Source organism: Sphingobium sp. (assembly GCF_048594625.1).
GTDB lineage: Bacteria > Pseudomonadota > Alphaproteobacteria > Sphingomonadales > Sphingomonadaceae > Sphingobium.
In genome coordinates, this window is record NZ_JBMDWL010000058.1 from 1 (window position 1) to 13,476 (window position 13,476).

Below are 13,476 nucleotides of genomic sequence, written 5' to 3' on the forward strand. Positions count from 1 at the left end.
TGGATGTCGGCGATCAAATGCAGAAAAGCGACGCCCTGTCCAACGGTCAGCCAGCACCCGTTCAGCCAGCGGCGTTACATCTTGCGACAAATATCATCGGATGTTGCCAGAATCCTGCGACAGTTAGCGGCTAATCCGGAATCATAACTGGGATCATCCAAGGGGGTTTTCGTGCGTTTTTCCGCATCCGTCGTCTGCGTGCTGTTCATGGCCGGGGTCTCGCCCGGCGCGCTGATGGCGCAGGAGGAGCAAAAGGGCGCACCCCCGGTGCAGATGGACGAAGGTGAGGAGATTATCGTCACCGGCCAGCCGCAGCGCGGATCGGTGATCGGCAATGTCCAGCCCGAACAGCAATTGTCGGCCGGTGACATTCGCGCGCTGGGCGTTACCTCCATTTCCGAACTCATCACCGAATTGTCGCCGCAAACCAACGGATCGCCGGTCATCCTGCTGAACGGAAAGCGGATTTCCAGTTTTTCCGAAATTCAGGACATTCCGTCGGAAGCGGTGCAGCGGGTCGACATCCTGCCCGAACAGGTTGCGCTATCCTATGGCTATGCCCCCACGCAGAAAGTGGTGAACATCGTCCTGCGCCAGCGTTTTCGCGCCGAAACGGCGGAGGCGCGCGCAGGCGCAACGACACAGGGCGGCCGCGAAAATGGACAGGTGGAAGCGGGCATATTGCGCATCCGGGGCGACAACCGCTTCACCCTGAACCTGAAATATAGCCGCGCCGCCGCGATGCTGGAAAATGAACGCGGCATCGTCGTCACGCCGCCGGGCCGCCCCTATGCGCTGGCGGGCAATGTCACGGGCACGGGCGCCAATGGAGAAATCGACCCGGCCCTGTCGGCGCAGGCCGGTCAGCTGGTCAGCATCGCCACCGTACCGGGCAGCGCGGCCAATGGCGCCCCCTCGCTCAATGATTTCGTCGCGGGCGCCAATGTCACCAGCGTCAGCGACATCACCCAATATCGCACGCTCAGCCCGGAAACCGAAAGTTTTTCCGCCAATGCCACGCTCGCCCGCGCGCTGGGCGGGGTGTCGGCTACGCTGAACGGGCGGCTGGAACTGTCCGACAATGACTCGCTTCAGGGCCTGTCGCAGGCGGCGTTCGACCTGACGCCAGGCAATCCCTTCTCCCCCTTTGCCAATGACGTCACCCTCTACCGCTATCTGGCGCAGGGCGGCGCGCTGGAACAGCAGGTGCGAGGCACCACCGGGCATATCGGCCTGACGCTGAACGGCCAGCTGGGTCGCGGATGGCAATGGTCCTTCACCGGCAATGGCGACCTGTCCATCACCCGCACGCGCACCGATCGCGGCATCGCGACCGGGGCGATCCAGTCGGCGCTGGATGCGGGCGACGGCAGCGTCAACCCCTTCGGCAGTTTCGCGCCGGACCTGATCGCCGACCATGTCACCGATCGCGCCCGCGCCAAAAGTCAGGCGATACAGGGCGACCTGCTGATCAGCGGCACCTTGTTCGAACTGCCCGCAGGCGATGTCACCACATCCATTCGTGTCGGCGGATCGGCCAACGGCTTCACCAGCCGGTCGATTCGTTCGGGCATCGAAAGCAGCAGCGATTACAACCGCGAAATCGGCAACGGACAGCTCAGCTTCGACCTGCCAATCACCAGCCGGTCGCGCGGCATATTGGGCGCGGTGGGCGACATCGGCGTCAATGTGAACGCGGCGGCGCAACGCTATTCGGATTTCGGTACGCTGTCGACGCTGGGCTATGGCCTACGCTGGAAACCGGTGGACGCGGTGCAGATACTGGCCTCCGCCAATCAGGATCGCGCCGCGCCGACGGGTACGCAGATCACCGATCCGCTGATCACCACGCCCAACGTGTCCGTCTTCGACTATGCGACCGGGCAGACGGTGTTCGTATCGCAACTGTCGGGCGGCAACGCGGGTTTGCGTGAAAGCGTGCGCGAACAGTTCCGCCTGAACGCCCGGATCAAGCCGTTCGAAAAACCCAACCTCACCTTGACCGCGACCTATCTCAACAGCCGGACGCGCAATCCCATCGCCGCCTTCCCCACGCCGACCCCGGCGATAGAGGCGGCCTTTCCCCAGCGATTCCTGCGCGATGCGGACGGCAATCTGGTTCAGATCGACAGCCGCCCGATCAATTTCCTGCGTTCGCAAAGCGAACAGCTGCGCTGGGGCTTCGACCTGTCGATCCCGATCAAATCGCATATCCAGAAACTGGTGGAGGCATGGCGCGCGTCGGGCGGCAAACCCGAAGACCGCCCGCCCGAATTGCAGGCGCTGTTCGGCAATCGCCAGCCGCGCGGCGAAGGCGGTCCTCCGTCCCGCGAAGCGGGCAGTCAGGGCGGCGGCGACCGCCCCCGTGGCGAAGGCGGCAATGCCGGTCCCGGCGGCGGTCAGGGTGGCGGGGGACCGCGCCCCGGCGGCTTTGGCGGGCCGGGCGGTTTCCGTGTGCCGGGCGGCGGCCAGAACGGTCAGGGCGGCGGCCGCATGACCTTCAGCGTCTATCACACATGGCATCTGAATGAGAGCATCCTGATCGGCCCCGGCGTTCCGGCACTCGACCTGCTGAACGGCGACGCCACCGGATCATCGGGTGGCCAGCCCCGGCATGAGATTGAGGCGCGCATCGGTTACATGAACAACGGCATCGGCGCGCGGCTGGGCATCGACTGGGAAAGCGGCACCCATGTGGACGGCGCGCTGGGCGGCAACAGCCGCCTTGATTTCGGCAGTCTGGCGACGGCGAACCTGCGCATCTTCGCCAATCTGGGCCAGATGCAGGGGCTGCAGCGCAAGGTGCCGTTTCTGCGCGGCGCGCGCGTGTCGATCAGCATCGACAATATCTTCAACCAGCGCCGCGACGTGACCGACGCCACCGGCGCCACGCCGCTACGCTATCAGCCGGGCTATCTCGACCCGCTGGGCCGGACCATTTCGATCAGCTTCCGCAAGCTGTTCTTTCCCAATTTCGCCGCCAATAACCGGCCACGTAGTTAAATCCCCATTAGGGACGGCTAAAGCCTGTCGTTCCCCGGCCGTTATGATGGACATATACGGTTGGGGAATAGCCATGAGAAAGCCTGTCAGAATAGTGGTGGTCGACGATTCGCTGACCATCCGCGCGATGATCGAAACGCTGCTGGAACGCGACCGCCGAATCGAAGTGGTCGGCATTGCCCGTAATGGCGAAGAAGCGATCGACATGATCCGTCTGGAAAAACCCGATCTGGTCACGCTGGACATCGCCATGCCGGGCAAGGATGGCCTGACCATTCTCGACGAGATCATGGACATGGAACCATGCCCCGTCATCATGCTGTCCAGCCTGATGCGCGATGGCGCGCCGATCGTCGCCGAAGCGATGGACCGGGGAGCCGCAGCCTGTTTCAACAAGGCGATGATCGTGCGGGAAGCCACTCGCTTCATCGGCCTGATCCGCGACCTTGGCCGTGGCATCACCGCCCCGGCCATGACGCCGATGCCCATCGCCGCCTGATCGCGATCGGGGCCGATCGATTTTCAGACCATGATCCGATACAATCCAGTCGGATCATGATCCGCCCCCTGTAACAAGGACAATGCTGGCCCGCGCCACCTGTCGATCATGCAAAAAGGCCCCCATCGCGCCAGCGACGGGGGCCTTGTTGCTCATGGTCGGATCGGCCGCCTAGGATCAGAATTGCGCGCGCACGCCGAAACTCACGCGGCTGCCCGAAATTCATAGGTCTTCGGGAAAGACGGGTCCATCGTATAGCCGGTCGTCTTGGCATTGCCGGCATTGATGCCCTGCAATTCGACCCGGACGTTGCGCGTCACCTGATAACTGGCGGCGACGTCGAACTGCCCATAGGCATCGCGATAGACAGGATACATGTTGCGTTCGATCCGCTCCACATAGGCGCCCTTGCGGTTGCACGACACGCGCAGCGACAACGGCCCATTATCGTACAAGATCGTCGCATTGTACGTGCTGTCGGCAAGGCCGATGGGCGACGTCGCGATGTTGAGGTCAGACTGCCCCGTCAGCAAACTGTCGAGGAAGGTGACGTTCGCATTGACGCCGAACCCGTCGGCCCAATGCGCGAACATGCCGAACGGGATCACCGCGTTCAGTTCCACGCCGCTGACCTTGTAGCTGCCTTACGCATTGACCGGCTGATAGACGTCGAAGTCGAACACGCCATTGACCGTACCATTGGCGTTGTAGACGGTCACATCGGGCACCACGCCGGTCAGCTGGCTCTGCACCACGTCCTTGATCTTCTTCCAGAAATAGGACGCGGCCAGAATGCCGCCCTGCCCCAGATATTTTTCGACGCCCACTTCCCATTGGTCGGCATAGGTGGGCTTCAGCCCCGGATTGCCGTCGGTATAGCGGAAATTGCCGATGCTGGCGGTGCGCTTACAAGCCAGATCGCCCAGCGCCGGGCGGACGGATTAGCGTCTGCGAAGCCGCGGCGCGCAGGATCAGGCTGTCGGTGATTTCGGCATGGGCGTTCAGCGACGGCAGGAATTTCTGGTAACTGCCCTCGCTCGACACCGGCGCGTCGGTCAGGCCGGTCGAACCGTCCGCATTCTGCACCTGATGAAAACCTTCCGAACGAACCTTGGTACGCAGGTAACGGCCACCCAGATTGACGAATACCGGCACCGGCGCGTCCAACGCGAAATCCACCACGGCATAGCCCGCGATCGTTTCTTCGCACCTTGGCATATTAACCGTCGTCATAGGGCGTCAAGAACCCGTCCGGGCGAAAGAAATCGCACGCATAATCGTTGAAAATCTGCGCCCAGCTAAGGTTGCGCGCCTGATAGCTTTTGCCACCGACGATGTCGGTCACATCCTTCAGCGGGCTGTCGGCCAGCGTGCGGGTGTTGACATAGGCGATGCTGCCGCGGGTCGGCCCCTGAATCTTTTCCTCGCCATATTGGCGTTCGTTGCTCTTGTTGGTGTAGCGCCCGCCGAAATTGAACCGCTTCGGCACCGAATTGTCGAACTGATAGCTGATATCGACCTGCGCGGCATATTTGTCGTCCTTGATCCGCTCGCGCGTCGTTTCATAGGCTTCGAACAGATAGGCCTGCGGCGCCGCCATTTTCGGTATAGCGGGTCCGCGACGGCGCATAGGCGACATGCTTCAGATTGGCGAAGTCCAATATCTTCTTCGCGCCCGAATAACCGCCCAGCGCATTGATCTTCCAGTTGCCGGTTTCCCAGTTCATTTCGCCACCGAACTGGCGATAATCGGTTTCGTTCAGATATTGCTTGCTCATAAATTCATGCTGGGTGTTGGTGTAGGACACGTCGCGCAGCACCACGATGCCGCTGTCGGCCAGCGTCGTCGCATCGAAATCATGGATGGTTTCCAGCGTGGAATTGCTCGACGCCGAATAGCCCGCCGCGTCATATTCATCCTCGCGCATGTCGTACAACCCGACAAAGGCGTCGAACGCCAGGCTGAACGTGTCGCTCGGCTTATATTGCAGCGATCCTGACAGGCCCAGCCGGTGTTGATCATTCTGATAGACGCGGTCGCCGACCTTATCCAGGAACACGATCTGGTTCTTCATCGCGTCAATGAAAGTAATGCCTGCATCGCGTTGCAGCACGGCGATCGCCTGATTGCGATTGGCCCCGGCACGGTCGGTCCAGCGCGAAATCGGGCGGAAATTGATACCCGAATTGGAATCGGTGCGGTTGGTGCGCTGCTGCTTGGCGACCGACCCGGTGATGCCGCCTTCTTCATCGGCGGCGGTCGGCGATTTCTGCATCGTGACCGACTGGATCAGTTCCGACGCGAAAATGTCGAACTCCACGTCACGACCGCCGGAACCTGACGCCGTCGCCCGCTTGTTGATCGACACGAATGTGAATTCGGTCGGCAGGCCGCGCACATTGACGCGCGTGCCCAGCCCCTTGTCGCGTTCGATCGACACACCGGGAATACGGTGCAGGGCTTCGGACAGATTTTGTTCCGGAAAGTCGGCTATGTCGGTGGCAACGATGGAATCGGAAAAGCCGATCGTGTTGCGCTTCATGTCGATCGCTTCTTCCAGACTGCGGCGATAGCCCGACACGACGATTTCCTCGCCTTCACCGGCGCCATCGGCCGGTGCCGTCTGCGCGGCGGCGGGCATCGCGGCCAAGGCGGTCAGCGCCCCGCCCAAAAGGAAATGCGCGGCGCGCATCTTGCGATAAAAATGGTGGTTCATGATGGCGTCCCCTGTTGTTCTGGCCCCAAAATCCTGACCGCGGTTCGCCTACTCCGTTTCGCGGACAAGCACCGGCCTGTTCCGGCCTCAGGCAAAGACCGGAATGGTGGTGCTTCGTGCGAACTGCATGCCGTGTCGGCGCCGACGCACGCTTTCGTGTTTCGTCACGGCGGTCTCTCCGGACCGGGCGGGTGGCGACGGTCGGTCGGCAACCTTCTTCAGGGTCATCGCCTTGCCCACCCGGCTGGCTGGCTGGCTGGCTGGCTGCGTGGGGTGGGGAAGAGAAATTACGCGCCTGCGACGCCGGGCCGAAATATCGACCGGTCGATGGCGGCGGATGCAAAAAAGGCCCCGCCCTCCGTTCAGGAGCGCGGAGCCGTTCTTTTCATGGTAAGTCAGAATGATGGATCAGAAGCGCATGCGCACACCGAAATTATAGCGCGCGCCGCTGTCCTGAAGCAGCAGGAAGCGTTCCTGCAAGACCGACCATTCGTCGACCATTTCATTGGTGACGTTGACGCCCTGCACATAGACCTGAACGGTCGGCGTCACATCATAGCCGACGTTGAAGTCCAGCTGGCCATAGCTCGACCGGTTGCGCGGCCGTGCCTGATCGGACCGGCATGCACGCAGATAATCGGACCGCCAGTTATAGGATGCCCGCGCCGACAGCCCATATTTTTCGAAGAAGACGCTGCCGTTCGCCGAATGGGGCGACAGGCCGTTATAGCCGCACTGATAATCGGCCAGCGTCGCGTCCCGCTTCGCCTTGCTGTCGACATAGGTATAGTTGCCCGCGACGCCAAAGCCCGATGCGAAGCCCGGCAGCCAGTCGAACGAATATTGGCCGCCCACTTCGATCCCGCGAATATAGCCGCTCTGGCCGTTGCGGGTGCGGGTATCCTGGAACGTCCGGCCGAACCGTTCGACCGGCAGCGTCTGCAATTCCAGGAAATTGCTCAGATCCTTGTAGAAACCGCTGATGCTGACATAGCTGACCGGGGTCAGATACCATTCCAGCGACGCATCATAATTGGTCGATTTGAACGGTTCCAGCGACGGGTTGCCACCGCTCGACAGCGGCACCGACACGCGCCCGCCGAAACTGTTGTCGACGCCAAGGTCGGTCAGCGTCGGCCGCGTCACCATCTGGGAAAAAGCGGCGCGGGCGATCAGCTTGTCGGTTATGCTATATTTGATATTGGCCGACGGCAGCGCGTTGACATAGCTGTTGCTGACCGCGATCGGCGTCGGGTCGCCATAACGATATTGCAGCGTGTCGTCCCCCGGCGTGTTGGTGATGCTGACGACCGGCAGGTCATAGCCGCGCGACCGCGTCTTCGTCTGCACCACGCGCACGCCGACATTGCCGGTCCATCGCGATCCGCCGAACTGCATCGTGATATAGGCCGCCTGCAACCGTTCCCGCACGTCAAGCAGGCTGTTGAGATTTTCGCGCAGACCATAGGGACCGCCGGGCAATGCCAGCAACCGCGCGGCTTCCGCCGCCTGTTCCGCCGGGGTGCGTCCCTGCCGCGCGCGGGCCAGATTGGCGGGATTGGACAGGAAGGCGATGATCTCGTCGGGATCATAGGTGAAAAATTGCTTGGGCACATTTTCGCTGCCCGAAACGCCCGAAAGGAAACCGTCCAGATTATAGGGCTTCAGCAAGGCCGGGTCCATCGGGATGTCGTAACCGCAATAGGAACAGTTACCGTCCTGATTGCTGAACGACCGTCGCACCTTGGTACGGTCCGAATAGGCCAGACCGACCTTGATCGATTGCAGGATGCTGTCCTGCACCTTGAATTCGGTATCGACATGGAATTCCGATCCCTTGTCACGCACCGGATTGTCGTCCACCCCCGTAAAATGCGCCCGCATCAGCGACGGATCGGTGATGTTGCCGAAATTGGATGCGGTGGGCAGATCCTGATCGGGGTTGAGGTCGAAGCGCGGGCTGGTCTGCGCCAGCGACCCGACCACCACGAATTGCGCGGGGTTACGCCGCTTGGCCCGCGTGGTCGATGCATCGAACCGCACCTCCACATCGTCGATCGGGTTCCATTTCAGGTTGCCGCCAAATTGATAGGTTTCGGTCCGGCGGTCGCTGGTCGCGACGATATTGTCATTCTGCGACAGCGAAACCCGTCCCGCCAGCGCGGGATTGTTGGTCAGGAACTGCTGCCCCGGACGGTTGAAACCGGTCGTCGTGCCGTTCGCATCGGTTTCCAGCCCGATATAGGGCGCGGAATAGAAATTGGCGAAGACGTTGCGATGCGTGAACACATCGAACTTCGAATAGATGCCGTCGATGGTCAGCAGCAGCTGGTCATTGATCTGCGCCTGAAATGCACCGGCCAGATTGATGCGGCGACGGCGATCGAGCTGCCGCGCGAAGGCAAGGTTCTGCGGCACATGCACCGCGGTGCCGGTGTTGCCGAGCGCGCTTTCGGGCAGGCCGACCGAACTGCCATTGCCGTTCACCACATTTTGCGGGCCGAACAGCCAGCCTTCGGTCTGGACATAATCCAGCTGGCTGCGCCGGTCGGTATAGCTGCCCGACAGCACCAGCCCGACGGTCTTTTCAGCGTTGGTCCATGACGTTACGGCGGAAAAATCGGGGCTGACCTTTTCCCGCAGCGTATCGTAAATGCCGCCCGCCGACGCCGACAGGTGGAACCCGTCCTTGCCGTCCAGCGGCCGCGCGGTCACGATATTGACGGTCGCGCCGATGCCGCCTTCCTGCAGATTGGGCACGCTCGACTTATAGACGTCGGTGCGCTGGATCATGTTGGACGACAGGACGTCGAACGAAAATTCGCGCCCCGGATTGTCGGTCGCCATCACGCGGCCATTGACCAGCACCGTGTTGAATTCCGGGCCAAGGCCGCGCACGGTGATGAACTGTCCTTCGCCCCCCGACCGGTCGATCGCAACGCCGGTGATGCGTTGCAGCGATTCTGCGATATTCGCATCGGGGAATTTGCCGACGTCTTCGGCCGAAATCGTGTCGACGATCTGCTGCGCCTCACGTTTGATCCGCGCCGACGATGCCAGGCTGCCGCGAATGCCGGTGACGACGATGTCGGCGCTGCTTGCTCCGTCATTGGCGGTCGTCGCGCCTGCCCCCTGCGGTGCGGTCTGATCGTCGGGCGCCGTTGCGCCGTCCTTCGCCAGCGCGGGCGACGCCATCAACAGCGCGCCGCACAACAGCTGGGCTTTCCACGAAATACGCATTCCCCTTCTCCTCTCCTGTGGTCGCCATCATCGGTTCGCCGGATGCTGTTCCGACGAATGATGATGATCTTCTTACCGGCGGAGACTTTGGCCCTTCCCCGCCGTCATTGATGTTATGAGCAACGCCACCGGGAAACAGGCGTGCGGACTGGCCCTACATTGTCATGCAGGCGATGAACGCTGGCTGCTGCCGGTATGAAAACTGGAACTGACACCCTCTCATGCTCCCCATCCAGTATCGACTCTGAATTAAGAAACTTGAATTAATAATTCACTGTACCGCTAAACCAGGCCAGAGCAATGATTTGCTGATGCTGCACGACAGAAAGTTTTAAAATCACGGCGAAGCGTTTACGGAAATATGTGAGGTTCAGATACCGCCAGAACGACAGGACACACGCCTTTGTCTCCTTCACCGGCATCCTTCCGCGCTCAAAGCCAGCCCCTGCCCCATCAAGCCAAGCTGTGCATCGATCATGCGCGCATTTGGTTTGGACCGCATAGCCCCCAGCCCCTATCTCCTGTCCCATGAACAGCGGGCGCTGCACGGCCCGTCAGGGAGAGGAGTTTTCACGCAATGAGCCATTTTAGCCCCACCGATCTGGCGCGCCGACTGGGCCAGGGGCTGCTGTCCTTCCCGGTCACCCATTTCGATGCGCAGGGCGCATTTCTGGAAAGCCCCTATCGCGATCATTGCGGATGGATGCTGGAACGCGAACTGACCGGCCTGTTCGCGGCGGGCGGCACCGGCGAATTTTTTTCCCTCTCCCCCGATGAAGTGGCAAAGGTGGTGGCGGCGGCCGTCGCGGAAACCAACGGCCGCATTCCGGTCATTTCAGGCTGCGGTTATGGCACGGCGATCGCGACGGGCATTGCCCGCGACGCGGAAAAGGCGGGTGCCGACGGCCTCCTCCTCCTTCCCCCCTATCTGATGCACGCCAAGCAGGAAGGGCTGGCCGACCATATCGAAGCGGGGTGCCGCGCCACCGGCCTTGGCGTCATCGTCTACCACCCCGACAACGCCATCATCAACGACGACACGCTCGCCCGGCTGTGCGACCGCAACCCCAATCTGGTAGGCTTCAAGGACGGCGTGGGCGACATCGAACTGATGACCCGCATCTATGCCCGCATGGGCGATCGCCTCACCTATATCGGCGGCCTGCCCACCGCCGAAACCTTTGCCACGCCCTATCTCACCATGGGCGTCACCACTTATTCATCGGCCATCTTCAACTTCATGCCCGAATGGGCGCTGGCCTTCTACAAAGCGGTGCGCGCGGGCGATCAGGTGACGGTGATGAACGGCCTGCGCGATTTCGTCCTGCCCTATATCGCGCTGCGCAACCGGGGTCAGGGCTATGCGGTTTCCATCGTCAAGGCTGGCATGCGCATCATCGGTCGCGATGCGGGGCCGGTCCGCTCGCCGCTCACCGATCTGTCGGTTGAGGAAGAAGCGGAACTGCGCACGCTGATCGAACGCGTCTCTCCCGTCGTTCAGCCAGCGTGACTAAGCGGCGAAGCACGGATAGCATGGCATGATGTTCGAACTCAGCCAGCTCCGTTGCTTCGTCGCCGCAGCCGAAGAACTGCATTTCGGCCGCGCCGCCCAGCGGCTCAACATGACCCAGTCGCCGCTCAGCCGCCAGATCCAGCTGCTCGAACGCATATTGGACGTGCAACTGCTGGAACGCACCAGCCGTCAGGTGAGCCTCACCCCGGCTGGCAGCATCTTCCTGATAGAGGCCCGCCGCATCGTCCGCCTGGCCGACGGCGCGGCCCTGTCCGCCCGCCGCGTGGCAAAGGGGGATGCAGGGCGCGTCGCCATCGGCTTCACCGCCGTGTCGGGCTATAATATCGTACCCCGTATCGTGGCGCAGGCACGCGCAGTCCTGCCCAATATTGAACTGGAACTGCGCGAAATGGTGTCGGGGGATCAGGTCGACGCCCTGCTCACCGGGCTTGTCGACATCGGTTTCGTCCGCCCGCCGGTCAACCGCCATGAATTTGACAGCGCCTGCGTCCTGCACGAACCGCTGTTCGTCGCGCTGCCGCCGGGCGACCCGCGCAAATCGGCCGCGACGCTGACGCCCGCCGATTTCGACGGCCAGCCGCTCGTCATGTATTCGCGGCAGGGCGCGGCCTATTTCAACACGATGCTGGAAAATCTGTTCAACGAAGCCGAAGCCGCGCCGCTCTACGTCCAATATGTGACGCAAATCCATTCGATGCTGGGGCTCGTCCATGCGGGCCTTGCCCCCGCGATCGTGCCCGAAAGCGCCACCGGCCTGCACATGAACGATGTGCATTTCCGCCGCCTGCTGACACCGCAGGAAAAGCCGGTCGAACTGCACATGGCCTGGCGGCGCGACAATGCGAACCCGGCGCTGCCCGCGATGCGTCAACTCTGCACGGAAATGACCACATGATCGACATCGGCCGCCGCACCCTGATCACCGCCATGGCGGCCACCCCGATCGCCGCTTCCGCCCGCACTTCATCAAGCCCTCCACACAGTCCCATCGCGGCCACGCGCCATGGCCGGGTACGCGGCACCATCGAAAAGAATGTCCTCGTCTTTCGCGGCGTCCGCTATGGCGCGGACACCGCCACCACCCGCTTCGCCCGCGCGCGCCCGCCCCGCCCATGGACCGACATCGCCGACGCCACCCGCTACGGCCCCGCCGCGCCCCAGACGAAGGCGGACGAGTCGACATCGGAAGACTGCCTGTTCCTCAACGTCTGGACGCCCGCGCTCGACGCAGGAAAGCGCCCGGTCTTGGTCTATCTTCATGGCGGCGCGCATGCCCATGGGTCGGGCAGCGACCCGCTATACGATGGCGGCAATCTGGTGCGGCGCGGCGATGTCGTGGTGGTGACGCTCAACCACCGGCTGGCTGCGATGGGCTATGCCTATCTGGCGGCGCTGGGCGGCCCGGCGGAATCGGGCAATGTGGGCAATCTCGACATCATCCTGGCGCTTCAGTGGGTGCGCGACAATATCGCGACCTTCGGCGGCGATCCCGGCCGCGTGATGATCTTCGGCCAGTCGGGCGGCGGCGCAAAGGTCGTCACGCTGATGGCCATGGCGGAGGCCCGCCCGCTGTTCCACGCCGCCGCCACGATGAGCGGCCAGCATGTTACCGCCGCCGGACCGATGCACGCGACCCAGCGCGCAAGGGCATGGATGGACAAGGCAGGCGCGCCCGACATGCCCGCGCTGATGCGCCTGCCGGTCGAAAAACTGGTGGCGGCCATGGGGATGATCGACCCGCTAGAGGGCAAGGGCGAAATCAGCTTCACCTCCACCCTCGACCATGGCGTGCTGACCCGCCATCCCTTCGTCCCCGGTGCGCCGGTGGAGGCGGCCCATATTCCGCTCATCATCGGCAACACCCATGATGAAACCGCGCTGTGGATCGAAAAGCTGCTGCGCGCGGGCGACACGACATGGGATAATCTGCCGCAACGCTATGCGCGCAATACGGTCAAGGATCTCGCCCCCGATCATGTGATCCGCCGCTATCGCGAACTGTATCCAGACCGCACGCCGGGCCAGATCCTGCTCGCCGCGACGACGGCGGGTCGCTCATGGCCGGGGCACCTTATCCAGGCGGAGGAACGCGCCCGCATCGACGCGCCGACATGGATGTATCAGCTCGATTTCCCCTGTCCCGACGCGGGCGGAATATTGGGCGCCTTCCACACGCTCGACATCCCATTGGTGTTCGACAATGTCGATACGCCCGGATCGCGCACCGGCGCCAGCCCCGCCGCCCGTCACCTCGCGGGGCAGATGGCAGACGCGTTCATCGCGCTCGCCCGCACCGGCAATCCCAACCATCGCGCCCTTGCCGATTGGCCGACGTTCGACCTCGATCGGCGCGCGACAATGATCTTCGACAGTCCATCGCGGATCGAAAACGACCCACGGCGCGAAGAACGGCTGCTCTTTGCGGTCGCCCCCTATATCAAGCCGGGCGGTTAGAAGCGTTCGCACCTTAAGGGAACGCAATT

General features: G+C 62.5%; 9 protein-coding genes and 1 pseudogene. 5 read left to right on the forward strand and 5 right to left on the reverse strand.

What is annotated here, in order from left to right:
* Positions 1-207: 207 nt before the first annotated feature.
* Both ACOJSJ_RS07190 and ACOJSJ_RS07195 read left to right on the forward strand, forming a co-directional pair.
* Positions 208-3,003, forward strand: a complete 2,796-nt coding sequence (locus ACOJSJ_RS07190; RefSeq protein WP_420144322.1) for a TonB-dependent receptor — start codon at positions 208-210, stop codon at positions 3,001-3,003.
* A 73-nt stretch (positions 3,004-3,076) separates the two neighbouring features.
* Entirely contained in the window at positions 3,077-3,502 is a 426-nt protein-coding gene (locus ACOJSJ_RS07195; RefSeq protein ID WP_420144305.1) for a response regulator, read from the forward strand.
* A gap of 203 nt (positions 3,503-3,705) precedes the next feature.
* Here the strand turns inward: ACOJSJ_RS07195 and ACOJSJ_RS07200 are convergent.
* The 5 genes and pseudogenes from ACOJSJ_RS07200 to ACOJSJ_RS07220 all read right to left on the reverse strand — a co-directional run bounded on the left by ACOJSJ_RS07200 (position 3,706) and on the right by ACOJSJ_RS07220 (position 9,459).
* Positions 3,706-4,428 (reverse strand): annotated as a pseudogene (locus ACOJSJ_RS07200) (TonB-dependent receptor domain-containing protein).
* Complete coding sequence (locus tag ACOJSJ_RS07205; protein ID WP_420144306.1) at positions 4,409-4,720, reverse strand: hypothetical protein; 312 nt, start codon at positions 4,718-4,720, stop codon at positions 4,409-4,411. The pseudogene ACOJSJ_RS07200 and the gene ACOJSJ_RS07205 overlap by 20 nt, the downstream one beginning before the upstream one ends.
* Before the next feature lies 1 nt (position 4,721).
* Positions 4,722-5,102 (reverse strand): hypothetical protein, encoded by a 381-nt coding sequence (locus ACOJSJ_RS07210; RefSeq protein ID WP_420144307.1) that lies wholly within the window; start codon positions 5,100-5,102, stop codon positions 4,722-4,724.
* On the reverse strand, positions 5,065-6,219 hold the full coding sequence (locus ACOJSJ_RS07215) for a TonB-dependent receptor plug domain-containing protein (RefSeq protein ID WP_420144308.1): 1,155 nt from the start codon (positions 6,217-6,219) through the stop codon (positions 5,065-5,067). The genes ACOJSJ_RS07210 and ACOJSJ_RS07215 overlap by 38 nt, the downstream gene beginning before the upstream one ends.
* A 408-nt stretch (positions 6,220-6,627) precedes the next feature.
* Complete coding sequence (locus tag ACOJSJ_RS07220; RefSeq protein WP_420144309.1) at positions 6,628-9,459, reverse strand: TonB-dependent receptor; 2,832 nt, start codon at positions 9,457-9,459, stop codon at positions 6,628-6,630.
* 577 nt (positions 9,460-10,036) lie between these two features.
* On the opposite strand from ACOJSJ_RS07220, the gene kdgD reads away from it, so the two are divergent.
* The 3 genes from kdgD to ACOJSJ_RS07235 are packed head-to-tail and all read left to right on the forward strand — an operon-like array spanning position 10,037 to position 13,447.
* Entirely contained in the window at positions 10,037-10,969 is a 933-nt protein-coding gene (gene kdgD, locus ACOJSJ_RS07225; protein ID WP_420144310.1) for a 5-dehydro-4-deoxyglucarate dehydratase, read from the forward strand.
* Positions 10,970-10,997: 28 nt separating this feature from the next.
* A complete protein-coding gene (locus tag ACOJSJ_RS07230; protein ID WP_420144311.1) occupies positions 10,998-11,888 on the forward strand; it encodes a LysR family transcriptional regulator in 891 nt (296 codons plus the stop codon).
* Entirely contained in the window at positions 11,885-13,447 is a 1,563-nt protein-coding gene (locus ACOJSJ_RS07235; RefSeq protein WP_420144312.1) for a carboxylesterase/lipase family protein, read from the forward strand. Before ACOJSJ_RS07230 ends, ACOJSJ_RS07235 begins: the two co-directional genes overlap by 4 nt.
* Positions 13,448-13,476: the final 29 nt, after the last annotated feature.